At 62.1% G+C, this 26118-nt stretch carries 27 protein-coding genes; 14 read left to right on the forward strand and 13 right to left on the reverse strand.

Annotated features, from left to right (window positions below):
* The first annotated feature begins 69 nt into the window (after positions 1–69).
* Positions 70–1719, forward strand: coding sequence for a methyl-accepting chemotaxis protein (locus JGZ97_RS06690; RefSeq protein ID WP_207061855.1), 1650 nt, complete (start codon positions 70–72; stop codon positions 1717–1719).
* A gap of 40 nt (positions 1720–1759) precedes the next feature.
* Here JGZ97_RS06690 and JGZ97_RS06695 read toward each other — a convergent pair whose 3' ends face one another.
* The 4 genes from JGZ97_RS06695 to JGZ97_RS06710 all read right to left on the reverse strand — a co-directional run bounded on the left by JGZ97_RS06695 (position 1760) and on the right by JGZ97_RS06710 (position 3394).
* Positions 1760–2098 carry a zinc ribbon domain-containing protein YjdM gene (locus JGZ97_RS06695; protein WP_207061856.1) on the reverse strand — a complete coding sequence of 113 codons (339 nt, stop codon included), beginning with the start codon at positions 2096–2098 and terminating at the stop codon, positions 1760–1762.
* A 126-nt stretch (positions 2099–2224) separates the two neighbouring features.
* Positions 2225–2494: a hypothetical protein gene (locus JGZ97_RS06700; RefSeq protein WP_207061857.1), complete on the reverse strand. Its 270-nt coding sequence runs from the start codon at positions 2492–2494 to the stop codon at positions 2225–2227.
* Positions 2494–2724 (reverse strand): GDCCVxC domain-containing (seleno)protein, encoded by a 231-nt coding sequence (locus JGZ97_RS06705; RefSeq protein ID WP_207061858.1) that lies wholly within the window; start codon positions 2722–2724, stop codon positions 2494–2496. The genes JGZ97_RS06700 and JGZ97_RS06705 overlap by 1 nt, the downstream gene beginning before the upstream one ends.
* Before the next feature lie 76 nt (positions 2725–2800).
* Positions 2801–3394, reverse strand: a complete 594-nt coding sequence (locus JGZ97_RS06710; protein ID WP_207061859.1) for a Spy/CpxP family protein refolding chaperone — start codon at positions 3392–3394, stop codon at positions 2801–2803.
* 364 nt (positions 3395–3758) lie between these two features.
* On the opposite strand from JGZ97_RS06710, the gene JGZ97_RS06715 reads away from it, so the two are divergent.
* Positions 3759–4613, forward strand: a complete 855-nt coding sequence (locus tag JGZ97_RS06715) for a YihY/virulence factor BrkB family protein (RefSeq protein WP_207061860.1) — start codon at positions 3759–3761, stop codon at positions 4611–4613.
* Between the two features lie 21 nt (positions 4614–4634).
* Here the strand turns inward: JGZ97_RS06715 and JGZ97_RS06720 are convergent, their stop codons facing one another.
* A complete protein-coding gene (locus JGZ97_RS06720; RefSeq protein WP_207061861.1) occupies positions 4635–5102 on the reverse strand; it encodes a DUF1499 domain-containing protein in 468 nt (155 codons plus the stop codon).
* Positions 5103–5288: 186 nt separating this feature from the next.
* On the opposite strand from JGZ97_RS06720, the gene JGZ97_RS06725 reads away from it, so the two are divergent.
* The 4 genes from JGZ97_RS06725 to JGZ97_RS06740 all read left to right on the forward strand — a co-directional run bounded on the left by JGZ97_RS06725 (position 5289) and on the right by JGZ97_RS06740 (position 8130).
* On the forward strand, positions 5289–5936 hold the full coding sequence (locus JGZ97_RS06725; protein WP_242521588.1) for a DNA-3-methyladenine glycosylase: 648 nt from the start codon (positions 5289–5291) through the stop codon (positions 5934–5936).
* Between the two features lie 134 nt (positions 5937–6070).
* Complete coding sequence (locus tag JGZ97_RS06730) at positions 6071–6517, forward strand: hypothetical protein (RefSeq protein ID WP_207061862.1); 447 nt, start codon at positions 6071–6073, stop codon at positions 6515–6517.
* Positions 6514–7449, forward strand: coding sequence for an aldo/keto reductase (locus JGZ97_RS06735; RefSeq protein WP_207061863.1), 936 nt, complete (start codon positions 6514–6516; stop codon positions 7447–7449). Before JGZ97_RS06730 ends, JGZ97_RS06735 begins: the two co-directional genes overlap by 4 nt.
* Positions 7450–8130 carry a DUF6064 family protein gene (locus JGZ97_RS06740; protein ID WP_207061864.1) on the forward strand — a complete coding sequence of 227 codons (681 nt, stop codon included), beginning with the start codon at positions 7450–7452 and terminating at the stop codon, positions 8128–8130.
* Positions 8131–8140: 10 nt separating this feature from the next.
* On the opposite strand, the gene JGZ97_RS06745 is transcribed toward JGZ97_RS06740, so the two are convergent.
* On the reverse strand, positions 8141–8614 hold the full coding sequence (locus tag JGZ97_RS06745; RefSeq protein ID WP_207061865.1) for an NYN domain-containing protein: 474 nt from the start codon (positions 8612–8614) through the stop codon (positions 8141–8143).
* Between the two features lie 262 nt (positions 8615–8876).
* On the opposite strand from JGZ97_RS06745, the gene JGZ97_RS06750 reads away from it, so the two are divergent.
* Complete coding sequence (locus JGZ97_RS06750; RefSeq protein WP_207061866.1) at positions 8877–11225, forward strand: fatty acid cis/trans isomerase; 2349 nt, start codon at positions 8877–8879, stop codon at positions 11223–11225.
* Between the two features lie 378 nt (positions 11226–11603).
* On the opposite strand, the gene JGZ97_RS06755 is transcribed toward JGZ97_RS06750, so the two are convergent.
* Positions 11604–13028 carry an MBOAT family protein gene (locus JGZ97_RS06755; RefSeq protein WP_207061867.1) on the reverse strand — a complete coding sequence of 475 codons (1425 nt, stop codon included), beginning with the start codon at positions 13026–13028 and terminating at the stop codon, positions 11604–11606.
* Between the two features lie 4 nt (positions 13029–13032).
* Positions 13033–14103, reverse strand: a complete 1071-nt coding sequence (locus JGZ97_RS06760; protein WP_207061868.1) for a hypothetical protein — start codon at positions 14101–14103, stop codon at positions 13033–13035.
* A gap of 945 nt (positions 14104–15048) precedes the next feature.
* On the opposite strand from JGZ97_RS06760, the gene JGZ97_RS06765 reads away from it, so the two are divergent.
* The 3 genes from JGZ97_RS06765 (at position 15049) to JGZ97_RS06775 (ending at position 18638) form a co-directional block, all read left to right on the forward strand.
* Positions 15049–16206 (forward strand): iron-containing alcohol dehydrogenase, encoded by a 1158-nt coding sequence (locus JGZ97_RS06765; RefSeq protein ID WP_207061869.1) that lies wholly within the window; start codon positions 15049–15051, stop codon positions 16204–16206.
* Between the two features lie 38 nt (positions 16207–16244).
* Positions 16245–17741, forward strand: coding sequence for a CoA-acylating methylmalonate-semialdehyde dehydrogenase (locus JGZ97_RS06770; RefSeq protein WP_207061870.1), 1497 nt, complete (start codon positions 16245–16247; stop codon positions 17739–17741).
* A 117-nt stretch (positions 17742–17858) separates the two neighbouring features.
* Entirely contained in the window at positions 17859–18638 is a 780-nt protein-coding gene (locus JGZ97_RS06775) for an IclR family transcriptional regulator (RefSeq protein WP_207061871.1), read from the forward strand.
* An 86-nt stretch (positions 18639–18724) separates the two neighbouring features.
* On the opposite strand, the gene JGZ97_RS06780 is transcribed toward JGZ97_RS06775, so the two are convergent.
* Positions 18725–19135 carry a DUF2249 domain-containing protein gene (locus JGZ97_RS06780; RefSeq protein WP_207061872.1) on the reverse strand — a complete coding sequence of 137 codons (411 nt, stop codon included), beginning with the start codon at positions 19133–19135 and terminating at the stop codon, positions 18725–18727.
* Between the two features lie 342 nt (positions 19136–19477).
* Between JGZ97_RS06780 and JGZ97_RS06785 the strand changes: the two genes are divergently transcribed.
* From JGZ97_RS06785 to ahpF, 4 genes are all read left to right on the forward strand, one after another.
* Entirely contained in the window at positions 19478–19747 is a 270-nt protein-coding gene (locus tag JGZ97_RS06785; protein WP_207061873.1) for a DUF6482 family protein, read from the forward strand.
* Positions 19748–19800: 53 nt separating this feature from the next.
* Positions 19801–20238: a DUF3429 domain-containing protein gene (locus JGZ97_RS06790; protein WP_207061874.1), complete on the forward strand. Its 438-nt coding sequence runs from the start codon at positions 19801–19803 to the stop codon at positions 20236–20238.
* 330 nt (positions 20239–20568) lie between these two features.
* Positions 20569–21135 (forward strand): alkyl hydroperoxide reductase subunit C, encoded by a 567-nt coding sequence (ahpC, locus tag JGZ97_RS06795; RefSeq protein WP_207061875.1) that lies wholly within the window; start codon positions 20569–20571, stop codon positions 21133–21135.
* Between the two features lie 81 nt (positions 21136–21216).
* Positions 21217–22800, forward strand: a complete 1584-nt coding sequence (gene ahpF, locus JGZ97_RS06800; protein WP_207061876.1) for an alkyl hydroperoxide reductase subunit F — start codon at positions 21217–21219, stop codon at positions 22798–22800.
* Between the two features lie 106 nt (positions 22801–22906).
* Here ahpF and JGZ97_RS06805 read toward each other — a convergent pair whose 3' ends face one another.
* From JGZ97_RS06805 to JGZ97_RS06820, 4 genes are all read right to left on the reverse strand, one after another.
* On the reverse strand, positions 22907–23314 hold the full coding sequence (locus tag JGZ97_RS06805; protein WP_207061877.1) for an ArsC/Spx/MgsR family protein: 408 nt from the start codon (positions 23312–23314) through the stop codon (positions 22907–22909).
* The gene (locus JGZ97_RS06810; protein WP_207061878.1) at positions 23314–23514 is read right to left on the reverse strand and encodes a CCE_0567 family metalloprotein; all 201 of its coding nucleotides are present in this window, start codon (positions 23512–23514) and stop codon (positions 23314–23316) included. The genes JGZ97_RS06805 and JGZ97_RS06810 overlap by 1 nt, the downstream gene beginning before the upstream one ends.
* Positions 23515–23688: 174 nt before the next feature.
* The gene (locus tag JGZ97_RS06815; protein ID WP_207061879.1) at positions 23689–24363 is read right to left on the reverse strand and encodes a DUF502 domain-containing protein; all 675 of its coding nucleotides are present in this window, start codon (positions 24361–24363) and stop codon (positions 23689–23691) included.
* A 112-nt stretch (positions 24364–24475) separates the two neighbouring features.
* Positions 24476–26002, reverse strand: coding sequence for a bifunctional GNAT family N-acetyltransferase/carbon-nitrogen hydrolase family protein (locus JGZ97_RS06820; protein WP_207061880.1), 1527 nt, complete (start codon positions 26000–26002; stop codon positions 24476–24478).
* Between the last annotated feature and the right edge of the window lie 116 nt (positions 26003–26118).

Genomic DNA, 26118 nt, shown 5'->3' on the forward strand with positions numbered 1-26118 from the left:
CGCCGGCGTAACGCTCAACCCATGCTGTAACGCATCCACCGCCGGTAGCGGGTGGCAAGGAGTGCCATCATGAAATCGTTCTTGCTTAACCTACGTGTACGCAACAAGCTGATTGCCCTGGGGGCCATCGCAGTCGGCGGTATTCTGCTGCTGCAAGGCCTCTCCCTGAGTACCTTTGATAAGGAGCTGCTGAGTACCAAAAAAACCGAGCTTCAGCACCTGACGGAAAATGCCTACAGCCTGATCGAACAGCAGCAGGCCCTGGTGGAGGCCGGCATCAAGGGACGCGCCGAGGCGGAAAAGGCCGCCTTCGAGGCAATCGCGGCGCTGCGATACGGCAGCAACGACTATTTCTTCATCATCGACGGCGACTACCGCATGCGCATGCACCCCATGAAGCCGGACTTGGTCGGTCGGGAGCTGACCGCCATCGCCGATGCCAAAGGCGACCGCTTTTTCGGACGGCTGGTGGATAACGCCCGCCGCGAAGGATCCAGCCTGACCCGCTACTACTGGTCCCGACCCAATAGCGAAGCGCCGGTGCCCAAGCTCTCCTACGCCAAGTTCCACCCCGGCTGGGATCTGGTGGTCGCCACCGGCGTCTACGTTGACGATCTTGACGCCATCTTCTGGCGCGAGGTCCGCACCAACGCCACCCTGGGCGGACTGGTCCTGTTAGCCGTGGTCATTCTGACAACCCTGATCAGCCGTTCGATCAACGGTCCGCTCTCAAGGCTGCAGGCGACCATGGAGCAAGCCTGCGAGAACCGGGACCTGAGACTGCGCGCGGACCTGAAAACCGAGGATGAGTTGGGCCGCATGTCCCGGGCCTTCGACAGCATGATGGTGACCTTCAACGGGCTGGTGCTGGAAATCACCGCCGCCACCAGCCAGGTCGCCGGCGCCGCCAACGAGCTCTCGGCCACCACTCTGCAGACCAGCCAGGGGATGGAAGAGCAGAAGCGAGAGACCCTGCAGGTAGCCGCGGCGGTCAATCAAATGAACGCCACCGTACACGAGGTAGCCAACAACGTCGGCAAGGCGGCGGATGCCTCCACCGAGGGCGCCCGCTCGGTCAGCCACGGGCAGGCGATCATGGATCAAACGGTCAAGGCCGTCACCCAGCTCGCGGAGCGGCTGGCCAAGTCGACCGAGCTGACCCGCACCCTGGAGCAGGAGAGCGCCAACATCAATACCATCCTGGAGGTGATCAACGGGGTCGCCGAACAGACCAACCTGCTGGCCCTTAACGCCGCCATCGAAGCCGCCCGGGCCGGTGAGCAGGGCCGCGGCTTCGCGGTGGTCGCCGACGAAGTACGCACCCTGGCCCAGCGAACCAGCGAGTCAACCGCGCAGATCAAGGCGGTGATCGAACAGCTTCAGAACGGCACCGCAGCGGCGGTCAGCGCCATGCAGGAAAGCAGCGAGGAAGCAGAGCGCACCTCCGGCTTTGCCGACGAGGCAGGGCAGGCGCTGCAGCAGATCTCAACCTCCATCGAGCAGATCGATGGCATGACGGTTCAGATCGCCAGCGCTTCGGAGGAGCAATCTGCGGTGGCCGACGAAATTAACCAGAACATCGAGCAGATCAGTCGCGTCACGGAAGAGAGCAGCGAGGCCGTTTCCCAGGTGGCCCGCGCCAGCGAGGAGCTGGCTCACCTGGCCGAGCACCTGCAAGAACTCTCCCACCGTTTCTCGGTGACCGAAGAGGCCGGCTGAGCACAACGGCAGGTACCTGAGCCCCGCTGTTAACGGGGGCTCAGACCTTCTTCACAAACTCCGACTTCAGCTTCATGGCGCCGATACCGTCAATTTTGCAGTCGATGTCATGATCACCGTCCACCAGGCGAATGTTTTTCACCTTGGTGCCCACCTTCACCACGGACGAGGAGCCCTTGACCTTGAGGTCCTTGATCACGGTGACGGTGTCGCCGTCAGCCAGGGGGTTGCCGTTGGCGTCGGTCACTACCGCCGCCGCCTCGGCCGCCGCGGTATCCGCCTCGCTCCATTCGTGAGCGCACCCGGGGCAGACGTAGAGGGTGCCGTCCTGGTAGGTGTATTCAGAATTGCACTTCGGGCACGGGGGGAGCTGTTGCATAGGATTCGGACCGGTTGACTGGGTATGAAAGGAGTTGGGAGCGGATAAGAACAGATTTGCCGCCGAATTGCCAGACGCCTTGCCGAAGCCTACCCGGCAAAGCCCCCGGCACAACCGCCCTTTCGCTCAGGCGTTGACCCAGACCTGACCGGCCACCACGAACGCCGCCACCAGCCCCCAGCCGGCATAAGTCAGCAGCTTTTCACTCATCCGGCCCTGGCGCTGCAGCCGAAAGCCGTAGAGCACGACTGCCGCCACCAGCACCTGCACCCCCATCAATCCCAGGCTGCCGGGGAAGATGTGGCTGCCAAGATCAACCCCGAGCAGCAGCGCACCGCCGCGGATCACCCCAAAGCCGAGCAGCAGAATACTGAAAATTTTCAGGTAGTGGAGCATCAGGGTTCTCCCGGCTGCCCCTGGTGACAGCACCCCTGATCGAGCTGAATCGGCGGGCAAGGGGTATCTCCGTAAGAGCAGAAGACACAGCAATCACCCGGTTGGGGCTTGAGCAGGCGGCCGCACCCCCGGCAGTCGTAATAGTACTGGCAGGCGTTCTCAGGCATGCGCTCGGTTGCCATGTGACCGCAATGGGGGCAGCGCAGGGTCGATTCTATTTTCAGTTCCATGTTTCTCCACTCTTATTTTGCCCGTCATAGGGCAAGCGCCGCCTTCGATGTCGATCGCAACGACGAGGCTATTGGCTCAGTGATGGTTTGCGTGCGGGCCATGCCCATGCTGCCCGCCGGCCCCCCGGTTACCCCGCAGCCGATTATAAAGATGGACCTGGTGCCGGGTCAGAAGGTCGGCCTGCACCAGGTGTGCCTGCAGATGCACAGCGCGCAATTGCGCGCTCAGGCCTCCGATGTGTTTCAGCTTCGCCTGGAGCTTGGTCACCGTCGCCTGTTGGCTGGCAAACAGGCGGCCCAGATCTTCCTCGGCCGCCACCAGTTCCGCGCCCAACGCTTGCGCCCGCTGCTGCATCTGCTCAAACAGGGCCTGGCTCTCTCCCCGCTGCGCTTCGGTTAGCCCCAGCGCGTCCGCAAGTTCCAGCACATGCGCAGGCCCCGGATAGCCGTTCAGCTCAGCCGCCTTCGCCTGGCCCATCCCTTTGCCGGCGAGCAGACCTGCCCGCTCATCCGCTGCCAGCGCGCTGACCGCAACGGCGTCTTGCTCTCCTGCCTCCACCGCCCCGGCGCATGGGGCGACGACCGGCGCCAAGGCCACCGTCACCGGCCACAGGTACCGGTTCAGCACTGTTTTCTTTACCCATGATTGCATCGCCAGTGCTTGCTTCACCAAAGGATCCTCCCCGCCTTTACTTCGGTTACGTTTATGATGGGTGAGCCGGCGGATAAAACCAACCCCGTAAGCCCTTTACGCAAAACGCGTCGAGATTACGCACCCCATCATCAACCCTCCGCGTCGGCAGAGGGTCTCCAGCCGCGCCGGCAGCGCTGGAGACCGCGCCCCGTTTGGCTACACTTTCAACTGAATCTGGCGGATAGCAGTACGGTAAAAACCGTCTCCACTACCCGAACCGCGTGCCCTTGGGAACTGCACCATGGCAGCCAGTACCTCAACCCGACCGAACGCTTTTTTCCGCCGCCCAGTTGGCCACGACAGCCAGCTTGTTGCTACCCATGAAAGCGGGGTGGCCTAAATGGATTTGGGTTTCGCATTGCGGGTACTTAAGCAGGCGCTCAAGAGTTTCTTCAAGGACAACGTACTCTCGCTCTCCGCCGCCCTCTCCTTCTACACCCTGCTCTCCTTCGCGCCGCTGCTGGTGCTGGCCCTCTGGATGACCTCGTCCATCGGCTACGACTCCCAGGAGGTCCTGCTCGAACAATTAGACTCCCTGGCCGGCAGCGGCGCCCGCGACACCGCCGAGGTGGTGATCCAGAGCGCCAGTGAAGAGCCCTACATCGGCAGCATGGCCGGGATCGCGGGGCTCGGGATCTCGCTGATCGGCGCCACCACCGCCTTTGCCCAACTCCAGGCTTCGCTGAACCAGATCTGGGGCATTAAGGTGCCGCCGGGACGGGCGATCTGGGTGTGGCTGCGCCGGCGCCTGCTGTCGCTGGCCCTGATCGGACTGCTGGTGTGCATCCTGATTCTCTCCTTGAGCGTCAGTTCCGCCCTGGGGATCTTCCTCGCCAAAGCCGGCCAGTCCTGGGATATGCTCAACCAGCTGGTCAGCACGCTGGTGATCATCGGCCTGTTCACGGTGCTCTTCCGCTACCTGGCCGACGCCAACCTGGACTGGCGAAAAGCGGTCCTGGGGGGCGTGGTGACCGGGGTGCTGTTCTCGCTGGGCAAATGGGGCATCGGCAACTACCTGGCCCGGGGGGACGTGGGCGGGGCCTACGGGGCGGCCGGCTCGGTGGTGGTGCTGATGGTCTGGGTCTACTACTCCAGCGCCATTTTCTTTTTTGGCGCCGAGATACTGCAGGCCTGGTACCGGCTACGGGGGCGCACCATTCCGGCAGCGGAGCACGCTGTGAAGGTGCGCGACTGATTCACGGGGAGCGGTCCCCGCTCAGTGCGTGTAACCCTGGCGCAACTGCTCCACCCGCACGCGATTCGCCCCCAGGTCGCTGGTGCCGACCCGCGAGGCCGAGCGCAGGTGAATCACGCCGTTGGCCACATCCCGCCGGGCCTCGAAATCGTCCACGAATCCGAATAGCTGACTGGTAAAGGTCGCGGCCAGGTAGTCGCCCTGGACCTGCTTGAGCTCGCCCCCCTGGTCACGAATCACCTGCTGAAAACGCTGCCAGTCCGCATCGGCCTGGCCTTCCGGCAACGGCAGCGGGGCCACCAACTTGTCCGGCGGTGTACCGGCTTCGCTGCAGACACAGTTGGGCTTGGGGGAGCAGGGCGCCAGGTGCCCCGCGACCAGCCCCGGGGCCTCGCCGCTCTTGGACTGGTGCGCCTTGACCACCAGCAGCACGACCACGGTGATCAGGGCACCGCCCACCGCAATGCCGAGAATGCTCAACAGTTTCATGATGGCTCCTTGTGCCGGTTTAAATCGCGGGGGGCAGTATAACGACCCGCGCGGGCCAGGGCGATGACCGGCAGCGCTTGTTTGAATCCCCAGTGACAACAGGCGCCAACCCGCGGCGGCTTATCTGGTAGACTCGACTCCCCCACCCGGGGTTCACCGATCACAGGCGAAGAGGACGGTCTCGATTTGAGCGATACACTTACCGCGGCGCCGGGCGCCATTCACCGGGCAGAGGGGCTTAACAACGCCCTCGCAGCACTGGCCGACATCGACCCGCACCTGGGCAAGGCCCTCGCCGAGATCGGCTCCCCCTCGCCCCGCGCCCGCCCCCGTGGATTTGAGACCCTGGTGAGCGCCATCATCGGCCAGCAGATTTCCAAGGCCGCCGCCACGGCGGTCGAAGGGAGGGTCCGCGAGCTGTTACCCGAGTTCACCCCCCGGGCGCTGCTCGCCTTGGAGGTCGAGCAGCTGCGCGCCGCGGGCCTGTCGGGACGCAAGGTGGAGTATGCCCAGGGGTTGGCCACCGCGGTGGAGTCCGGCGCGCTCGACCTAGAGGCTCTTGACGGAATGGACGACCAGGCGGCCATCGAAGCCATCAGCGCCCTGCGGGGCTTTGGCCGCTGGAGCGCGGAGATTTACCTGATGTTCTCCCTCGGCCGTCCCGACATCTTTCCCGCCGATGACCTGGCGCTGCGGGTGGCCCTGGGCCGGCTCAAGGGACTCGACGAGCGCCCCACGGCAGGCCAGGCCCGCAAGCTGGTCAGCCACTGGGCCCCCTGGCGCAGCGCCGGTGCGCTCTTTTTGTGGCACTATTACCGGGCGGCGCCGCTCTAAGGCGTCCCGCTTCCGCTTCCGCGACCGGGTCCCGCGTCTTTAACGCCCAACCGCCGCCGGGACCTCCTTCCGCTTACCTTCTTGTAGCTTGTTGTAGCTTGACAGCCGTTCGCCCCCGCCACTAGCTTGAAACCATGGCGACCAACCACCCGGGGCCGACCCACCGCTTTGCTACCGGTCCCGCCCGGGCCTGGATGACCTTTCTCGCCCACGGGCTCTTCATCCTTGCCGCCTGGACCCTGTTTATCAAATACCTGTTTCCCATCGCTATGGCGCTGGCGGCGGGAAAGCCGCTTCACACCCATATCTACTGGGACTTCTGGCCGGTGGTCCATGTCTGGCTGGGCTGGGCGTTACTGGCCCGTCCCGCCTACGCGCGCACCCTGGCACTGGTGGTCGCCCTGACGGAAGTGGTGATCGTACTCACCCTGCTGACCGGCTTTCTGGCCGAGCCCCAGTGGAGCATCTGGCGTACCAACTGGTTCGTAAACAAGGTTTTCGTACTGGCCTGTTTCAGCGCCCTGCTGATCACCCTTCTAGTCGGGGCCGATGACCTCAAGCGCGGAGAGCGACCGTCATGAAGCCCATGCGCAAACCGGTCACCCGGCGCCACGCCGTCAAGTTGATGGCCATGGGGCTCTGCGCCGCCGGGCTTGGGCTGCCCCCGGCCGCCAGGGCTTTAGCGGATCCGGCGCCGACCCTCGCGACGGGGGCGCCCCTGCCCCCCATCGGCCTGGGGACCTGGATCAGTTTCAACGTAGGCCGCGACCCGCAGCTGCGACAGGCCCGCACCGAGGTGTTACGGGCTTTTTTTGAAGCCGGAGGCGGCATGGTGGACTGCTCCCCCATGTACGGCTCCTCCGCCAAGGTGCTGGGCCATGCCCTGGCGCAACTGGGGACGCCCGAATCGCTGTTTTCGGCGGAGAAGGTGTGGACCCGGGACGGCGGGGCCACCGGCGCACAGATCGCCACCCAGGCCTCGGCCTGGAACATCAAGCGCTTCGACCTGGTCCAGGTGCACAACCTGCTGGCCTGGCAGCCTCATCTGGAAGCCTTGCGCGAGATGAAGGCAGCGGGGCAGATCCGCTACCTGGGCGTGACCACTTCCCACGGTCGCCGCCACCGCGAGCTGGAAACCATCATGGCGCGAGAGCCACTGGACTTCGTACAGCTGACCTACAACCTCACCCACCGTGAGGCCGAGCGGCGGTTACTCCCCCTGGCGGCGGAGAAGGGCATCGCCGTCATCGCCAACCGGCCCTACGACGGCGGCCGGCTGATCAGCCGCCTCAAGAACCGGGGACCGGTTCCCAACTGGGCCACCGACGCCTTTGGCTGTCGCACCTGGGCCGACTTCCTGCTGCGCTTTATCATCGCCCACCCGGCGATCACCTGCGCTATTCCCGCCACCAGCCAGGTCGAGCACATGCGGGAGAACATGGCCGCTGGCGCAGGCCCCATGCCCGATGCGGCCACCCGGCAACGGATGATCCGCTTTATCGAGTCCCTCTGAATGCCCGCCTGGTCAAGCTACGCCCTGCAGGATTTCGTGCCCTTCAACGCCCCGGTCTACCTGCGCCTGCTCGAGCGGGTCAACGAGGGGCTCTGGCCCCTTCACCCGCTGCTTCTGCTGGCCGGGATACTCGCCGGCGCACTGTTGCAAAAAGGTCAGGACCGGCTGGCGGGTCTGCTGCTGGCAGCCTGCTGGGCCGTGGTGGCCGAAGGGTTCTTTGCCCGTTACTACGCGCAGCTCAACTGGGCGGCGGGCTACCTGAGGTGGATCTGCTGGCTGCAAGGGGGCCTGCTGCTGGCCGCCCTGACCAGCCGGTCACCGGCGCCGGGGCGCAATACCAGCGCCCTTATGAGGCTAGGACTGGGTTTAGTGTTGGTGCTGGCCGGACTGGCCTACCCTGTCGTCGAGCTGGCCGCCTCGCAGTCCTGGCGCCAGGGGGAGTTTTTCGGTGTACACCCGGACCCCACCGCCCTGGCCACCCTGGGACTTTGCCTGCTGCACCTTCGGGGTTGGCGGCTCGCGTTGTGCACCTTAATGCCCCTTGGCTGGTGCCTGCTGAGCGGCGCCACCCTGCTGGTGCTGGAAGAGCCCCGGGCCTGGGCCCTGTTCACAGCGGCCGCGCTGAGCCTGTCAGTGCCGCTTTATCAGACCCTCAGCCCCCGCACCGGCCGGGCCGACTAGAAACTCGCCGTCACAGCAACAGTTTCTCGTCGATGGGGTGAAAGCGGTCCGCGGCGCGGATCAGGCTGTCGGCGGTGAGCTCCGGCACGCCGTAAACCTCGGTTTGCACCCCGAACCGCTGGCGCACCCGCTCCAGCAGGCGGTCGAAGTCACCGTCACCGGAGAGCAGCACCACCCGGTCCACCTGGGGGGCGAGCTCCACCACGTCCAGGGTGATGCCCACATCCCAGTCCCCTTTGGCGGAGCCATCGGCGCGCTGAATGTAGGGTTTGAGCGCAACCTTGAACCCCAGTTGCCTGAGCGCGTTCTGGAACTTGCGCTGACCGCTGTCCTGACGGTCGGTGGCATAGGCTATCGCCGACACCAGGGTGCCCTCCGCCTCGAGCTGTCGCCACAGGGCCCGGTAATCGAACTGTCGGCCATAGCGCTGGCGGGTGGTGTAATAGATGTTCTGGACGTCGGCAAAGAGCGCGATTCGAAGCATGGCCTGAGTTCTTTCAACAGTTCTTTCAACGGCAAGGCCGAGCATTATGCCAACCGCCTGGCGCCCTGAATACCGCCGACCTTCTCACCGACCCAACCACCGGCCATTTCCAACACCGGCTTCAACGGGCCAGGCTGGTCAATCTCCGGGCCCCGGGATATAGTGAGCGGCACGCCAGGGCGGCGAGCATACAGGGAGTTTGACGTGGGTTCGCGGCCTCCAGCCGGCGCTTGACCGGCGTGTTCAAGATAAGGATCATCGCTTGCCCGCATTGTTAGCCCGACTTGGCAAAAAAGCACGGCGACTAACGCAAGCCGGCGGTGCCGAACATTTAACCGCCTCCCTGCTGCTGGCTTTTTCGACAGCCAGCCCCGCCCAGGACGTCGACTACCAGCACGATATCCAGCCCCTGTTCGACCGCTACTGCGTGGCCTGCCACGCCTGTTTCGATGCGCCCTGCCAACTCAACCTGACCCACGCCGAGGGGCTGATGCGGGGCGCCTCCAAGCGCAAGGTGTACAACGCTCGCCGGCTCGAGGCCGAGCCACCGACGCGGCTGTTTGTCGACGCCCAGACGCCCGAGGCGTGGCGCCAGAAAGGCTTCTTTCCCCTCACCGAACACAGCCCGCAACGCCCGGCGCTGCTGTTGCAACTGCTGAAGCCCGGCGCAAGCGATGCGCCTGCATCGACACTGTCCCCGGTGCTGGCCCCCCATCTCGGACGCCAGAACCAGTGCCCCACCCCGCAGCAGGCGCAAGCCTTTACCCAGCGCCAGCCGCAGGTGCGCATGCCACTGGGCTTTCCCGCCATGCCCGAAGATGCAAGGAATATGATTCAACGCTGGCTGGAGCTAGGCGCCAACGCCACCCTCCCCCCCCCGACGCCCACTGCCGACGAAGCCGGGCAGATCAGCCAGTGGGAAGCCTGGCTGAACGGTGATAGCGCCGAGCAGGCACTACTCTCCCGCTGGCTGTTCGAGCACTGGGCCCTGGCCAAACTCTATTTTGGCAACGGCGAAAGTGGCCACTTCTTCCGCTTGGTACGCTCCAGGACAGCGCCGGGCGAACCCAGCCAGGAGATCGCCACCCGGCGTCCCAATGATGATCCCGGTGAGCCCTTCCACTACCGGTTTCAGATGGAGAGGGGCACCCGCGTCTACAAGACCCAGGTCACCTTCCGGCTGAGCCCGGAGCTTTTCGGCGACCTGCGAACCCGCTTTTTCAGCCAGCCCTGGCAGGCCGGGCCGCTGCCCGGTTACGGCGGCGCCGAGCGCTCCAACCCCTTCGCCACCTTCGCGGCGATTCCCGCCGACGCCCGCTACCGCTTCATGCTCGACCATGCCGAATATTTCGTGCGCACCTTTATCCGCGGGCCCGTGTGCCGGGGCCAGATCGCCACCGCCGTGATCCGCGATCACTTCTGGGTCATGTTCCAGGCCCCGGAGCACGATCCCTACATTGTCGATCCGGATTTTCGCCGCCAGGCCAATCAGCTCCTGAACCTGCCCGGCATCGAGGATGACCTGCTGGCCGGCCCCGGCGCCTGGTTCGACTCCTCCACCCAGCGCAACGCCTATATCGCCCTGCGCCAGAAGGCCCTTGCCCGACTGGCCCCCCGGGGCCCGGGAATGGAGACGATCTGGGACGGCAACGGCGACAACGGCAGCGCCCTGCTGACCGTCTTCCGCCATCACGACAGCGCCACGGTCAGACAGGGCTGGATCGGCCACACGCCCCTTACCCTCTGGTGGCTGGACTTCCCGTTGCTGGAGCAAAGCTATTACAACCTGGTGGTCAACTTCGACGTCTTCGGCAACATCGCCCACCAGGCCCAGACCCGGCTCTATTTCGACCTGATCCGCAACGGCGCCGAGCAGAACTTTCTGCGCCTGCTGCCAGCCCGAAGCCGGCAGCGCACCCTGGACCGCTGGTACGAGGGGAGCGGTCTGCTGAAACTCTGGATCGCCTACCAGTCCATCGACACCCACACCCCCAGCGCCCTCGATCTGCCGCGCAGAAAACCCAAGGAGGCGCTGGTCGAGCGCCTGCTGGCCCGCTTCGCCCCCCTCAACCCGCCGGACCTCAACCGCGGCGAGCTCCCCGACTCAGACTCGGCACGTGTCCTGAGCCGCCTGAGCGGCATCCCCGCCGAGCGCATGCCGTCCGTCAGCCAGCTACCCAATGCGTCCCTGTTGATGGTCGTTCCTGCCAATTCCGATGCCAACAACGCAGATGCCGACGCCGGTGCGCTGCCCGAGCTGTATACCCTGGTACGTAACCGCCGGCACTCCAACGTCGCCTTCATGCTGGGGGAGTCCCTGCGTTACGTCCCGGACGAGGACAGCCTGACGGTGGTGCCGGGCATCGCCACCAGCTATCCCAACTTTATCTTCCGGGTCCCGGAAAAAGAGCTGCCCGCCTTTACCCGCGCACTGCGCAGCGCCTCGAACCGGGATCTGGAGGCGACGATGGAGAAGGTGTTGCGACGCTGGGGGGTGGCCGCCAATGACCCGGCCTTCTGGGATCACTTTCACCAGGTGACGCGATACCTGGAGGCGAGCGACCCGGTCAACGCCGGCATTCTGGATATCTACCGTTACCAGAATCCCTGAGCCATTTACGAGGTAGGTTAACCCATTGAAAAATAGAACTTTGCAGTAACAATATAGAGAACCTATATTTTTAAAATCAAGACCACAAAAAACGGTTTTCACAACCAGCGCAGAATTTTTCTCAGTTTTTGGCCAGCGACAAATGACAGCAGGTTGAGCGCATCGCCTAATTTCCCCTTAAGATAAAACCGTCTAAATTAGGCTGACTGATTTTTTAGCGATCCGGTCAACGTCGGCATTCTGGATATCTGCCGTTACCGGAATCCGTAACGATTCATAGCAGCGCTGAAGAACGCTGCTCATTAGGGCAAACTAAAGACTGTCAGCTCCCACAACGACGCGAAGGCGGCATTAATGGAGCGAACTTCAAACACAGCCCTAAAACTGAAAGTATATGAAAGGTGCGGTCCCTGTGGTCAACGCCAGAATAACAAACAAGGTGGCGACGATCACACCCGACTGAACCCAGGAGTTGAGCCGGCAATAGACCGCTTTCCATTCATATGTCCACTGGCTCGGGGTGTAGTGAAGCGCTATCGCAACAATCAAGGTCATTAACGCAAGAGGGCCTAATGGCGTATGGGTGTTACTCCAATTCCCCATCGCTTCCATATAGGCATACGCATCGGAAAGAGTCCCTCCCCTAAAGAGAACTCGGGTCAGCGAGACGATTGTAAAAATCCAGAATACCCGCCATACCCAATGCAGGCCGGTGTACTCCTTCACCCCTAGGCCTGCTCTTTTACGCCGATTAAGCTGCCAGCGTTCATACATGACCAGGCTTGCATGACAGACACCGTAGGCAACGAAATTCCAGCCAGCGCCATGCCAGATCCCGATGGCGACAAAGGTTATGAAAAGATTGAAATAAACGTTTCCATACCGTGACCCGCCGAGCCCATGAAAAAGATAATCTCTGAAAAACGAGGACATTGAAATATGCCATCGCTGCCAAAAATTTCCGATACTGGTTGCCTTATAAGGGCGGTCGAAATTGATTTGAAGATCATAACCAAGACAACGGGCTGCCCCCCGGGCTATGTCCGTATAGCCGGAGAAATCCATGTAGACCTGATAGCTGTATGCATACAATCCGATCATTAGAAACAGGGGGGAATAGTCGCTTGGGGACGCAAAAGCGGGATCCACGATATGGACCGCCAGCACATCGGCAATTGCAATTTTTTTAATAAATCCACGCAATATCAGCGCCGTTCCAGACTCAACAGGATTTTTTATCTCTTCCTTGAATGATTTATCAAGCTGCGGTAAGAAATGGCTCGCGCGTACGATGGGTCCTGCCACCAACTGCGGGAAAAACGCGACAAATAGAGAAAAGTCTCTTAACGAACTGACCGGCTCCAGTCTGTTTCTATAAATATCCAAGGAGTAGCTGATACTTTGAAAAGTATAGAAAGAAATACCGACCGGGAGTATTACGCTTAACAATGGAACGGACGGCTCCAAGCCTAATCCAATCAAGAGGCCGTTAAACGACTCTATGAAAAAGTTGGCATACTTGAAATACGCCAGTATAGACAAGCTACTGATCAATGAGACACCCAGCCAAAGCTTTTTACCGGCTGTTTCATCGGCCTGCTTTATCAGCCGGCCAGTCACATAATTAATCAGTGTGATGCTGAAAATCAGGCCTGCAAACCGCCAGTCCCAGCACATGTAAAAATAGTAACTGGCAGCAAGCAGGCAATTTTTTTTCGCCTCATGGTGATTCTTAAGCACCACCCTGACCAGCAGAAAAACCGTGATAAAAAAGACCAAAAAGTGATACGACTGAAAGGCCAATTGACTAGTCCTTTGTTGGCGGCACGTGTGCAATCAAATCCGGCACAAGGTACTGCGCGATGATTCGAGATGCCGTCTGAGTCCCCTTCACAGAGAAGTGAGTGGCGTCACCGAAATACTCTCTTCCACCCGGTATTTTTTCCTGTAAGTTAAAATACCGGACGCCTTGTTCCTGGGCTGCGTGCTGAATAATTGCATTGTGACGATCAAATAGCTCATGCAGACCGGCCGTATCAAAACAGTGGTTGTAATACCTTGCCGTTTCTGAAAGCGCGTGCTGCGTCTCGGGGGACATATCTTGGCGGAATGCACGGGCATTGCCCACTACCAATACCGGCTTCCCCGTTTCTTTCAAAACGCTCAATAAGTGGGTTATATACCTTCTGTATTTCGACGTATCCACCTGATCCGGATCGACCAAAGACTGCTGTTTAGCCAACGGTGTCCGTAAGGTCACGGTATTTTTAATGATCAGTTCAGGGGTCAACAACCACTTAGGCAGTTCCAGCTTTGGCAGGGAGTAATTTATCGCCTTTTCCTTTCCCCTATCCTTACGACAATATGCCGAGAGATCGTTAAAACCCGGGTAAAGGACATAGTGATCTACTGAAAGCTGGCTTAACAGGCGCTCAACCATTCGCCCCATGTCGCCGAGTGTGTAACCCGCAATACCAGCATTGATCACACGATAGGACGAGTCCCCGGAAAGCTCTGCAAGCACATTTTGCAGTCGATAGGATAATGTATCCTGATTATTCCGAGTGTAGGTTCCCATCACCGACGAAGCGCCGACGAGTGCGATGCGGTACTCGCTGGCCGGCTTAACGTCGTCGATCGATTCATCACGCAGGCCGTATTTGTTGGTGACGATGACGGCCTGCGAGCCTTCGATGCGATGATTGGGTTGTAATAGCTTTAAGCCGGTTTGCTGATCAACCACAAAGGTTTTTTGATCACTGACGGCATTGAACACACTCTGTCCATAACGGATGTGACTGCGGACTTGAAGCCCCCCTTCGATCAACAGCATCAAGCCCAGGCTGATCAGCAGCGTGTTGCGCGTTTTGACAAGCATGCTTTCCCTGCAACTCTAAACGGTTCCTAGGTATCAAAGGCTAAAAGCGATAATTCCTCCACCGGAAAGTGGTTTTTTGAGTGTAATTTAAAGCATTGGGTTCGCCAGGATAATACGCCACTTTTTCACCGCAAGATCTACAGCTATCCATGCTGCCTCCTTCCGAGCGAACCTCGGCGCTCAAAACGAGACCAAAGAGGAGCCTACTTTTGAAACGACTGCTGACTCTCCTTAAGCTGCGCCCTCTAGTGGAGAGCCGGAACAGTGCCAGATAAGGATCGAGCACCCTCCCTTTGCGGTCCCGCTTACGGCAAGCCAGCCGCTCCGCCTGGCCTTCGATCGCCGTTGAAGGCGCCCCTGACCAAGCGCACAGTCACACAGACAACAGCACGGACCAGCCATGCACGGGGATTATGTGTTCGGCATCCGGCGCGGTTACAGGGCTCGAATGGAGCCTTTGCTGCGCCTTGGGCTTCGCCGCATCCGGCTTTAGCCGTTTGCCAGTTCCCCGCGTGTGCCCAGCAGGCAATAACCGGAACCAGAACCACAAACCGCCACGGACCAACCTTCGCCGGGCGCCGAAGCAGGGCGCCGATGATCCTGCGCCGGTCAAATGGAGGTCCCTCTTCACCACCTAACAAGCTGCTTATATCGATACAATTCGTATCGTTTATTGACAGGGAGCTTTTTGGGGGTTATCTTGATTTCGATACAAGGCGTATCGATTTAATAATAAAAATGACTTTTGCCGCCTAGCCCGGGCGCATCCCCTGAGGACCCAGCCATGCCGTGCATTACCACGCCGCTGAAAAAGACAATCACTACCCAGGCTGTCACCACCTTGCTGCCGTCAACAGCCCACGCCCAGTGACCCGAAGCGCGACCATGCGTCTGCCCAAACTCGAAACCCTCTTATCCCTAATGATCCCGAACCTAGGAGCCGTTATGTCCAATCAAATCATTCTTCCGCGTATTCTCCAGGTCGGCGAAGGCGCCAGCCAGGAACTCCCCACTATCCTGACCAGCCTGGGCTGCAAGCGCCCGCTGATCATCACCGACAAGGTCATGGTCGAACTCGGCTACGCCAGCGCCCTCCAGGACGTCCTGGCCCGTCACAGTATGGGCACCGACGTATTCGACGACACGGTACCCGAACCCACTGCCGCGTCGATCCAGGCAGGGGTCCAGAAAGCCCGCGCCGGCGACTACGACTGTGTCGTCGCCCTCGGTGGCGGCAGTCCCATTGACAGTGCCAAGGCGATCGCCATCCTGGCTCGCCACGGCGGCACCATGCGCGATTACAAATTTCCGCGCATCGTCAACGAGCCCGGCCTGCCGGTGATCGCCATCCCCACCACCGCCGGCACCGGCTCCGAGGTGACCCGCTTTACCATCATCACCGACGAGACCAGCGACGAGAAGATGCTCTGCGTTGGCGTCGCCTTTATGCCGGTGGCGGCCCTGGTGGACTACAGCCTGACCCTGTCGGCGCCGCCACGGATCACCGCCGATACAGGGATAGACGCCCTCACCCACGCCATCGAGGCCTACGTCAGCCAGAAGGCCAACCCCTACAGCGACTCCCAGGCCCTGGCGGCGATGCGTCTGATCGGCCCGAACCTGCGCCAAGCCTTCCACGACGGGCGCGACAAGAAAGCCCGCGAGGCGATGATGCTGGGCTCGACCCTGGCCGGGGTGGCGTTCTCCAACGCCTCCGTGGCCCTGGTACACGGGATGAGCCGGCCCATCGGTGCCGCCTTCCATGTACCCCACGGTCTCTCCAACGCCATGCTGCTGCCCACGGTGACCGCCTTCTCGATACCCGCAGCACCGGCACGTTACGCCGACTGCGCCCGGGCCATGGGGGTAGCAACAGCGCAGGATGACACCGACACCGCCAACCGCAAGCTGCTGGATGAGCTGAATTCCCTAAACGACGAGCTGCAGGTGCCCACACCGGTGCAGTTCGGTATCGACCGGCAGCGCTTTATCGACCTGATGCCCACCATGGCCGAGCAGGCGCTGGCCTCCGGCTCGCCCAATAACAACCCCCGCGTGCCCAGTGCCGATGAGATCGTCGGTCTTTACCAGCAAATCTGCTAGGCGACTCCAGCAACCGGATCCAACAAGAGGAATTATCCATGACCACCATCGGACACCTGATCAACGGCGAAATCGTCACCGAAGGCACCCGCAGCCAAGCGGTCTACAACCCCTCCACCGGCGAGACCAGCAAGCAAGTGGACCTGGCTTCCAAGGCCACCGTCGAGCAGGCGATCGCCTGCGCCCAGGCGGCCTACCCCGAGTGGCGCGATACCCCGCCCATCAAGCGGGCGCGGGTGATGTTCAAGTTCAAGGAGCTGCTCGAAGCCCACGCGGACAAAATCTGCCAGCTGATCGGCGAAGAGCACGGCAAGATTGCCCACGACGCCATGGGCGAGCTGCAGCGCGGCATTGAGAACGTCGAATACGCCTGCGGGGCCCCCGAACTGCTCAAGGGTGAGCACAGCCGTAACGTCGGCCCCGGCATCGACTCCTGGAGCGAGTTTCAACCGCTGGGCGTGGTGGCCGGCATCACCCCCTTCAATTTTCCCGCCATGGTCCCCCTGTGGATGTTCCCGATGGCGATCGTGTGCGGTAACTGTTTTGTGCTCAAACCCTCCGAGCGCGACCCCGGACCCACGCTCTATATCGCCCAGCTGCTGCAGGAAGCGGGGCTGCCGAACGGCGTCTTCAACATGGTCAACGGTGACAAGGAGGCGGTGGACACCCTGCTGCACGACGCCCGCGTCAAGGCGGTCAGTTTCGTTGGCTCCACCCCCATCGCCGAGTACATCTATACCACCGCTTCGGCCGCGGGCAAGCGCTGCCAGGCCCTGGGCGGGGCCAAGAACCATGCCATCGTGATGCCCGATGCCGACATGGACAACGCCGTCAATCAGCTGCTGGGCGCCGCCTTTGGCTCCTCCGGCGAGCGCTGCATGGCGCTGTCGGTTGCCGTCGCCGTGGGGGATGCCGCCGCCGATACCCTGGTCAGCAAGATGAAGGCCGCCATGGTCAACCTCAAGGTCGGCGCCTTCTGCGACAGCAGCAACGACTTCGGCCCATTGATCACCCAGGCGCACCGGGAGAAAGTGGTCGGTTACATCAACAGCGCCGAGGAACAGGGCGCCGAGGTCGTGGTCGATGGGCGCAATCCCCAGGTGGACGGTTACCCCAGCGGTTTCTTCGTCGGCGGTACGCTGATCGACCGCGTGACCCCGGAGATGGTCAGTTACAAGGAAGAGATCTTCGGGCCGGTGCTGCAGGTGGTGCGCGTCGACACCATGGAGCAGGCAATGCAGCTGATCAACGACCACGAGTACGGCAACGGCACCTGCATTTTCACCCGCGACGGTGAGGCGGCACGCTACTTCTCGGACCATATCCAGGTGGGCATGGTGGGCATCAACGTGCCCCTGCCAGTACCGGTGGCCTATCACAGCTTCGGCGGCTGGAAGCGCTCGCTGTTTGGTGACCTGCACGCTTATGGCCCCGACGCCGTGCATTTCTACACCAAGCGCAAAACCATCACCCAGCGCTGGCCTTCGGCCGGGGTACGTGAAGGGGTTTCCTTCTCCATGCCCACGATGAAATAGTCCCTGTCGCCCCCGAGGGGACCTTTAGGTCATGCCGGCGCAACCGCCGGCACGACCCTTTTTTCATGGGAAGCGGCTTCCTATAATGGCCGACCGATTTACGCAACAGGCAGCAGCATGGCAACGCAACGCAGAGAAAAAGGCTCATCCATCGTCCGGGTCCTGGAGATCATCGAGGCCATCTCCCGGGCGGAACGCCCCCTGACCCCGGGCGACCTGTCGCTGCAGCTCGACATCCCCAAGCCCAGCGTGCACCGGTTGCTGCAGCAGTTGGAGGCGGAGGGCTTTGTGCAGACCAACATGCGCGGCCAGTTGGTACCCGCCGACCGGCTCCACGACATCGCCCTCGGCATTCTTTACGCCAGCCGCTTCAAGGCACAGCGACAGGCGATTCTCAAGAACCTGGCTGACAAGATCGGCGAGACCTGCGGGATCGCGATTCCCGACGGGGCCGAAATGATCTATTACGACCGGGTCCAGACCAACTGGCCCCTGCAGGTCCACCTGCCGGTAGGCAGCCGCACCCCGGTCTGGTGTACCGCCAGCGGCAAGCTCTACCTGAGCTCACTGCCCCCGGACCGGCGTCACCGCATTCTCCACAACCTGCCGCTGGAGAAGCGCGCCCGCAACACCCTCACCGACCCGGAGGCCCTGGAAGCGGCGCTGCGTGACATTGCCGACCAGGAGCGGGGGCTCGATAACGAAGAGTTCGTGGACGGCATGGTCGCCGTATCGGTACCGATTTACGACCCTTCCGGGCGCTTGTTCGCCTGCCTCTTCACCCACGCACCAATTCTGAGAAAAAGCCTCAAAGAGCTGCTCGACTACGAGCCCCTGCTGCGTCAAGCCGCGGTCGAGCTAGGCGAGCTGATCGGCGATCAGGACGCCAGGGAATAACCCACCAGCCGCCCTCCCTCCAGAGGCAAGCCGTACGGCGACCCCGGAGCGTGAGGCGTTATGGGCTCAGCCCCCTTTTTATGGGCTCAGCCCCCTTTACAGCCCCGGTTGCTGAAATCCAGCCGCTCGGCCTGGCCCTCGATGGCGGTGAAGGTGATCCGCACCCGCTCATCCTTAAGCCGCTCCACCTGCCAGTCAAAGCAGCCCCGAATGCGCTCGTAGAGCCCCTCGGGTTCGAAGCCGTTGACCATCACCAGGCGCGCCCCCTCGCCCAGGCTCTGCTGCAGGCCCGCCATGGCGTTGACCATGGGGACGGGGCAGTGGCAGCCGGTGCTGTCAAACTCGAGATACCGCTTCCCGTCACGGCTGTAACGGCGAAAATCCAGGGTTGCGCCGGGAATCCGGCAGTCGTTATCGCGCATGATGATGACTTTGCACTCCGTCGGCGGGCCCGCGCAATGGCACAGGCGCCAGAGGTTGATATCGATAACCCGCACCAGACGCCCTTCGCGCAGGGGCTGGAGCGAGGCCTTAAAGGGCGGCTGACCGCCGTTTTGCGAATCCTATTCTACCCCCCCCAGCCCAGCCGCCAACCATCTCTGCGCACCGGGGCGTTCCCGCCCAACGGGGCAAGGCGGCTCAGTCCGCCTCCCGCACCCGAAGCCAAAAGCCTGGGCCGTCGGCCGCGTTCGGTCACGGGCCGGTCAAAGAAGCGCCCAATCATCTCGGTTTTTACCCGATCGCAAGTGATCGGTTTGCGGCCTCTGCACGTAATAGAACCAACACCGAATTAGCTGACGCAATGACCGCTGATAAAAGCGATAGAGGAGCAAATGACCATGAGCCTTTCTCAAAACACCACTGCCGAAATACTCAGCTACGCCGACAGCAACCACTACCTGGTGCTGATTGCCCGGGAGGGCGAGCCCGCAGTACCCGTGATGTCACCCGACGAACAGGGGCCGATGCGTTTTCGCGGGCTGGCGGCGGCCAAAAGCTGGCTGCGCGATCAGGGTTTCGCCGAGGCCTACCTGCGCATGGAGACCGCTTACGACGAGATGATCGACGCGCCGCGGGAGCCCGACCGCATGCGGCTCTCAATCCACTGATTCGAGGCCCCGCTCGCCGGGGCCTTTTACGCCTTGACCAAGAGGATTAGACCGTGCTTTGGCAACGCCTAGGCTATGCGGGGCTGCTACCCTTTGTGTTCGCCCTCGCAGCGCAGGGGCTGGGCTGGCCAGCCTCGCCTAGCGAGCTGTCCCCGGCGCGGGTGTTTATCGCCTACAGCGCCATTATCCTCAGTTTTCTTGGCGGCACCCTCTGGGGCCGGGAAATCGACCGTTTTCCCCACTCGGCCCGCGCCCTTGCCCTCTGGGCCAGTAACGGTTTCGCCCTGCTGGGATTCGCCGCGCTGCTATGCGCTGAACTCCAACTCGCCACGGTGCTGCTCGGATTAGGCTTTGCCGCCCTCTTCTACACGGAGCTCCGTTACCTCGGCTTGCGCTCGGAGGCCGGAAGCTACCAGCGCCTGCGCCGCAACCTGACCGGCGTGGTCTGCCTGCTCCACGCTGTCCTGTTAGTGATGCTCACCCGGGGGTGACGAACGGGCCCCGTAGCGAACGTTGGGCGACATGGAGCCAGGGACCCGCCGTCCCATTGTTAATTGCAAACCGCAGGCCAAGCGGGCATTTACCGTAGCGCGGGGCTTTCCACGCCGCGCTGGCAGGCATCCCTGTGCCCTTTCGAACAAACCAGCGCCCGGAACAGCCCCAATGTCGCCTTTGCCACCCGCCATGGGCATGACTTGGCGGCGGCAAACATGCAATTAAGTTTTACTATCACACAAATCAAATCAATCAATTTCAAAAATCAACTGCCGCCGCTTAACCTAAATCCCGTGTTCAACGTTCATTCCTGCAAGGAGATCCACATGTCCAGCTACATCAATCAAGAAGTGAAGCCCTTTACCGCCACTGCCTTTCACAACGGCGAGTTTGTCCCGGTGTCCGACGAGAACCTCAAGGGGCAGTGGTCAGTCGTTTTCTTCTACCCGGCCGACTTCACCTTCGTCTGCCCGACCGAGCTGGGCGACCTGGCCGACCATTACGCCGAGTTCAAGGCGCGTGGGGTCGAGATCTACGCGGTTTCCACCGATACCCACTTCACCCACAAGGCGTGGCACGACACCTCGGAGACCATCGGCAAGATCGCCTTCCCGATGATCGGCGATCCCACCGGCACCCTGACCCGCAACTTCGGAGTGATGATCGAGGAGGCCGGCCTGGCCGAGCGGGGCACCTTCGTGATCGACCCGGAAGGCAAGATTCAGATCGTCGAGATCAATGCCGGCGGCATCGGCCGCGATGCCAGCGAGCTGCTGCGCAAGGTCAAGGCCGCCCAGTACGTTGCAGCCCACCCCGGCGAGGTATGCCCGGCGAAATGGCAGGAAGGGGAAGAGACCCTGGCCCCGTCGCTGGACCTGGTCGGCAAAATTTAACGCCGCAGAAGCATGTAGAAAAAGGGCCCACCCTCCGTGGGCCCGCTTCAAACAACGGATCAGCAACCAGGGGACACCGCCATGTTAGACGCCACGCTTAAACAACAACTGGATACCTACCTCAAGAATCTGGTTAACCCCATCGCCCTGCAGGTGTCCGGTGATGACAGCAAGAAGGGCAAAGAGCTGCGCGCCCTCGGCCGCGACCTTGAAAGCCTCAGCGACAAGATCACGGTCAGCGAGGGTAGTGACCAACGCACGCCCCTGCTCGCCATCGGCACCGAGGGCGAAGCGCCGCGCATCCGCTTCGCGGGCGTGCCCCTGGGACACGAGTTCACCTCCCTGGTGCTGGCGCTGCTGCACAGCGGCGGCCATCCGCCCAAGGTGGACCCGACCCTGAAGGCGCAGATCGAGGCGCTGGAGGGTGAATACCGATTCCAGACCTACGTCTCCCTCTCCTGCCAGAACTGCCCCGACGTGGTGCAGGCGCTGAACCTGATGGCGGCGCTGAACCCGAACATTCAGCACGAGATGATCGACGGCGCCCTGTTCCAGGATGAAGTCGAGTCACGCCAGGTGATGGCGGTACCGGCGGTATTCCTCAACGACGCCCCCTTCGGCCAGGGGCGCATGTCCCTCGAAGAGATCCTGGACAAGGTTGACGCCTCCGGCGCCGACCGCAAGGCCGAGGCGCTGAAGGACGTCGCCCCCTTCGACATGCTCGTGGTGGGCGGCGGCCCCGCCGGCGCGGCCGCGGCCATCTACGCGGCCCGCAAAGGGATTCGAACCGGTCTGGTGGCCGAACGCTTCGGCGGTCAGGTGATGGACACCGTGGGAATCGAGAACTTTATCTCCGTTCCCTACACCGAAGGCCCCAAGCTGGTGGCGAGCCTGGAAGAGCACGTGAAGGATTACGGGGTCGAGATCATCGCCGGTCAGCGCGCGGCCGGGCTCACCGCAGACGGCAGCGTGGCGGTGGAGCTGGCCAGCGGCGCCACCCTGACCAGCCGCGCGGTGGTACTGGCCACCGGCGCCCGCTGGCGGGAACTGAACGTGCCCGGTGAGCATGAGTACCGCGGCAAGGGCGTAGCTTACTGCCCGCATTGCGACGGCCCCTTGTTCAAGGGTAAGCCCGTGGCCGTGGTGGGGGGCGGCAACTCCGGGATCGAGGCCGCCATCGACCTGGCCGGCATCGTCGAGCACGTGACGGTGGTAGAGTTTGCCGACAGCCTGCGCGCCGACGAGGTGCTCCAGGCCAAGGCGCGCGCCCTGCCCAACCTGGAGATCGTGCTCAACGCCCAGACCACGGAAGTAGTGGGGGACGGAAATAAAGTGGTGGCCCTGCAGTACCGGGACCGCGCCAGCGGCCAGGATCACCGGCTCGAGGTGGCGGGAATTTTCGTCCAGATTGGCCTCGTGCCCAACACCGACTGGCTCAAGGCGAGCGGCGTGGAGCTGAACCGCTTTGGCGAAATTGCCGTCAACGACCGCGGCGCGACCAACCTGCCAGGGGTTTACGCGGCGGGCGATGCCACCACGGTTCCCTTCAAGCAGATCATCATCGCTATGGGGGCCGGCGCCGGCGCAGCACTGGGTGCCTTCGATCACCTGATGCGCTCAGCGCCGGTTGAGTCAACCGAAGAGCAACCCCGACTGAGAGCCTGACGCCTGGCTCAGGCCACGAGCGCCTGAGGGCTGTCGCCAATACGACAAACCGGGCCATCACGCCCGGTTTTGTCGCTTTTGCCTCCGCCGCTTTCAAAGCGGCTTATCAGCCGCCGTCGCAGGGATCGTCTCGACGGGGACAGACCTCCAGGTTCCCCTCCGGCACCCCGGAGAGCAGACCACTCAGGACCGCCGGTTCAAACCCCACCCAGCGTCGCTGGCCCAGGCGCATCAGGGGACGACGGATCAGTAACGGGTCGGCCACCAGCAGTTTCAGTGCAGCCTTGGCATCCAGGGACTCGGGTACCACCTCGCCCCGCTTCACCGCGGGGGCGCTGCGGTTGAACCACTCCGCCACCGGCCGCCTGCCAAAGTAACGACGCAACCGCGACGGGGTCCAGGGCTGGGCCAGCAGGTCATGCACCACCAGGTGATGTCCGGCCTTTTCCAGCAACTGCTTCTGACGGGCATTGCCCGCACAGCCCGGCTTTTCGTAAAACTCAATCACTGCCATCAGCCTTTGGCCTCTTTCAACGCCCGAGCCGCCTCCCGCCATGCCTGGCACGCCCGGTAGGTGGATTCAGCCACCGCTGGCAGTTCCTCGAACGCGGCGGGCAGCCGCTCTTCAGCCAAGTCGTGCAACTGCATGGCCCATTCGCCGGCAATGCGTTTGCGCTTCTTAACTTCTTTCTCCAACGTCGAAATATCGTTCATGAGATCTGGCTTCCACCCGGTATTCACTATGCTCAGTGCTTGCAGAACAACCTGCAAACACTATGCCGGAAGAAGGAGGTGGCCTTAAGCGTGCGAAGGACAGGGTGTGCAAGCAAATAAACCGGCGCGGCGGGGAAGACTGCGGGGCCAGCCGGGCCTGAGGCCCGCCCTAGATCAGGGCGTCTTGTTCTGCTTGGACTGCTGCTTATCGCGAAAGAACGCCGGCCTGCGAAACAGCGGGCTGCCAACGACCGGGGGGGCACGCGTGCCGGTGACGCCGGCGGTCAGGGTCAGGCGCATCGCCTCCTCCATGCTGATTTCCAGCGGGGTCAGCGCACTGCGGGGCATCAGCACCGTATAGCCGCCGATCATGTAGCTCATCGGCAGGTAAACCAGGATATGGTCCGGCTCACGCAGCCCCTTGGGCAGGTTCTCCTCCACCGTCTGAGTCACGAAGCCGATCAGCTTGATCTCGCCACCGCCCATCGAAACCGACACCACCTGGTCAAACTCCTTTTTGGTGGCGGGGGAGAAATAGTCGATAAAGTCATGAATCGCACCGTAGATGGATTTGACCAGGGGCATGCGGTACAGCAGCTGTTCGGACAGGGCGAAGAGGCGTTGCACCAGGTAGGCCTTCATCATCAGCCCCATCACGAAGGCGATTCCCAGCCCCGCCACCATGCCCATGCCGGGCCAGTAGTAGGCCTCGGGCAACATCAGCTTGATCATCTCCCCCAGCACGGCTTCGGCGGCGGTAGCCAGCCAGAACAGCAGGTAGAGGGTCAGCGCCACCGGCAAAATGGTGACCAGACCGGTCAATATATTACGACTGACAAAGCTCAGCATGAACGGCCTCCATGGCGGCGAGCATGCGGGGATACCCGCTTCATGGGAAGTGATATCACCGGCGGCAGAGACCGCCGGATAACGGGAAACAGGCTTTGGGTCTCAAACCGGATCAGCGCTTGCGCCAACGCAGGCTGTAGAGATCCCTGCGCCGGTCCTTGAGGTTGGTGACCGAACCTTCATTGCGCACCACCTTGAGCCGGTCCAGGTCCAGGTCGGAGAACAGGATCATCTCGGTATTGGGGGTCGCCTCGTTCATCACCGCGTCATGGGGGAAGGAGAAGTCCGAGGGCGAGAACACCGCCGACTGGGCGTACTGCACGTCCAGGCTCTCCACCGACGGCAGGTTGCCGACGGAGCCGCACACCACCACGTAGCACTCGTTCTCGATGGCCCGGGCCTGGGCGCAGTGGCGCACCCGCAAAAACCCGTTCTTGGTGTCCGTCCAGAAGGGTACAAACAGGATCTCCAGCCCCCGGCTGGCCATGATCCGCGCCAGCTCCGGAAACTCCACGTCGTAACAGATAAGAATGCCGACCCGGCCGGCATCGGTGTCGAACACCTCGAGACCGTCGCCGCCCTCGATCACCCAGTCCCACTTCTCATGCGGGGTGATGTGCAGCTTGTACTGCTCCTCCACAGAGCCGTCGCGGCGGCAGAGGTAAGAGAGGTTGTAGAGCCGCTCGTCCTTTATCAACGGCATGGAGCCGGTGATGATGTTGATGTTGTACTCCACCGCCATGCGCTGCATCTCGTCACGAAAGCGGGCGGTAAAGTTGGCCAGGAAGCGGATCGCCTCCATCCGCTGGGTGGAGTCGGTGAGTCCCATCAAAGGCGCGTTGAAAAACTCCGGAAACACCGCGAAATCGCTCTGGTAGTCCGAGACCGCGTCAACAAAGTACTCCACCTGCTGGAGCACGTCCTCGACGCTGTGAAATTCCCGCATCTGCCACTGCACCACCCCCACCCGCACCTGGGTCTTGGGCTGGGACAGCAGCGACGTATCGGGCTGGTAGAAGATATTGCTCCACTCCAGCAGGGTGGCATAGCCCTGGGACTTCTCGTCTTCGGGCATGTACTGGCCCAGCACCCGCTTCACCTGAAAATCGTTGGCCAGTTGAAAGGAGAGAATGGGGTCGTAAATCTCCCGGCGCCCCACCCGCTCGATATACTCCTGGGGTGAACACTCATCGGCGTGCTCGTGGTAGCCGGGAATCCGCCCCCCGGCCAGGATCCCCTGCAGGTTGAGCTGACGGCACAGCTCCTTGCGCGCCTCGTAGAGCCGACGCCCCAGGCGATAGCCCCGGTAGTCGGGGTGGATCAGCACATCCAGTCCGTAGAGGGCATCCCCCTTGGGGTTGTTGAGGATCTGCATGCGCTTGCCGATCAGGTCGTCGTAGGTGTGGGGGTTGCTGAAACGGCGGTAGTCCACCCGCACGGTCAGGGCCAGCCCGACGATTTCCTCGCCGTCCTCGATGCAGATCTGCCCCTCTTCGAAATCGGCCACCAGCTTGGCCAGGGTGGCCTCCGGCCAAGCGCCGCCGATGTCGTCATAGACCCGGTCCATCAGGCGCTTGATCGCCGGGTAGTCGTCTTCATGGAGGTTACGGAGATTCAGGTGAAGCTCTTCTGCGGCCATGTGGTCCTCTCTACTGCGAATATACCCCTATAACATAGTCCGGAGCCGCGGCCATTGTCGCATTCAAAACCGGGACCTGGAAACCGGCGGCGCCGGGCAGACCGGTTCTTTAATGG

Origin of the sequence: Motiliproteus sp. SC1-56 (assembly GCF_017309075.1) — a bacterium.
Taxonomy (GTDB): Bacteria; Pseudomonadota; Gammaproteobacteria; order Pseudomonadales; family Balneatricaceae; genus Motiliproteus.

Coding starts and splice junctions, on each gene's coding strand:
- JGZ97_RS06690 (WP_207061855.1), top strand. CDS start 70: ATGAAATCGTTCTTGCTTAACCTACGTGTACGCAACAAGCTGATTGCC.
- JGZ97_RS06695 (WP_207061856.1), bottom strand. CDS start 2,098: ATGCAACAGCTCCCCCCGTGCCCGAAGTGCAATTCTGAATACACCTAC.
- JGZ97_RS06700 (WP_207061857.1), bottom strand. CDS start 2,494: ATGCTCCACTACCTGAAAATTTTCAGTATTCTGCTGCTCGGCTTTGGG.
- JGZ97_RS06705 (WP_207061858.1), bottom strand. CDS start 2,724: ATGGAACTGAAAATAGAATCGACCCTGCGCTGCCCCCATTGCGGTCAC.
- JGZ97_RS06715 (WP_207061860.1), top strand. CDS start 3,759: ATGGATTTGGGTTTCGCATTGCGGGTACTTAAGCAGGCGCTCAAGAGT.
- JGZ97_RS06720 (WP_207061861.1), bottom strand. CDS start 5,102: ATGAAACTGTTGAGCATTCTCGGCATTGCGGTGGGCGGTGCCCTGATC.
- JGZ97_RS06730 (WP_207061862.1), top strand. CDS start 6,071: ATGGCGACCAACCACCCGGGGCCGACCCACCGCTTTGCTACCGGTCCC.
- JGZ97_RS06735 (WP_207061863.1), top strand. CDS start 6,514: ATGAAGCCCATGCGCAAACCGGTCACCCGGCGCCACGCCGTCAAGTTG.
- JGZ97_RS06740 (WP_207061864.1), top strand. CDS start 7,450: ATGCCCGCCTGGTCAAGCTACGCCCTGCAGGATTTCGTGCCCTTCAAC.
- JGZ97_RS06745 (WP_207061865.1), bottom strand. CDS start 8,614: ATGCTTCGAATCGCGCTCTTTGCCGACGTCCAGAACATCTATTACACC.
- JGZ97_RS06760 (WP_207061868.1), bottom strand. CDS start 14,103: ATGCTTGTCAAAACGCGCAACACGCTGCTGATCAGCCTGGGCTTGATG.
- JGZ97_RS06765 (WP_207061869.1), top strand. CDS start 15,049: ATGTCCAATCAAATCATTCTTCCGCGTATTCTCCAGGTCGGCGAAGGC.
- JGZ97_RS06770 (WP_207061870.1), top strand. CDS start 16,245: ATGACCACCATCGGACACCTGATCAACGGCGAAATCGTCACCGAAGGC.
- JGZ97_RS06775 (WP_207061871.1), top strand. CDS start 17,859: ATGGCAACGCAACGCAGAGAAAAAGGCTCATCCATCGTCCGGGTCCTG.
- JGZ97_RS06785 (WP_207061873.1), top strand. CDS start 19,478: ATGAGCCTTTCTCAAAACACCACTGCCGAAATACTCAGCTACGCCGAC.
- ahpC (WP_207061875.1), top strand. CDS start 20,569: ATGTCCAGCTACATCAATCAAGAAGTGAAGCCCTTTACCGCCACTGCC.
- ahpF (WP_207061876.1), top strand. CDS start 21,217: ATGTTAGACGCCACGCTTAAACAACAACTGGATACCTACCTCAAGAAT.
- JGZ97_RS06805 (WP_207061877.1), bottom strand. CDS start 23,314: ATGGCAGTGATTGAGTTTTACGAAAAGCCGGGCTGTGCGGGCAATGCC.
- JGZ97_RS06810 (WP_207061878.1), bottom strand. CDS start 23,514: ATGAACGATATTTCGACGTTGGAGAAAGAAGTTAAGAAGCGCAAACGC.
- JGZ97_RS06815 (WP_207061879.1), bottom strand. CDS start 24,363: ATGCTGAGCTTTGTCAGTCGTAATATATTGACCGGTCTGGTCACCATT.
- JGZ97_RS06820 (WP_207061880.1), bottom strand. CDS start 26,002: ATGGCCGCAGAAGAGCTTCACCTGAATCTCCGTAACCTCCATGAAGAC.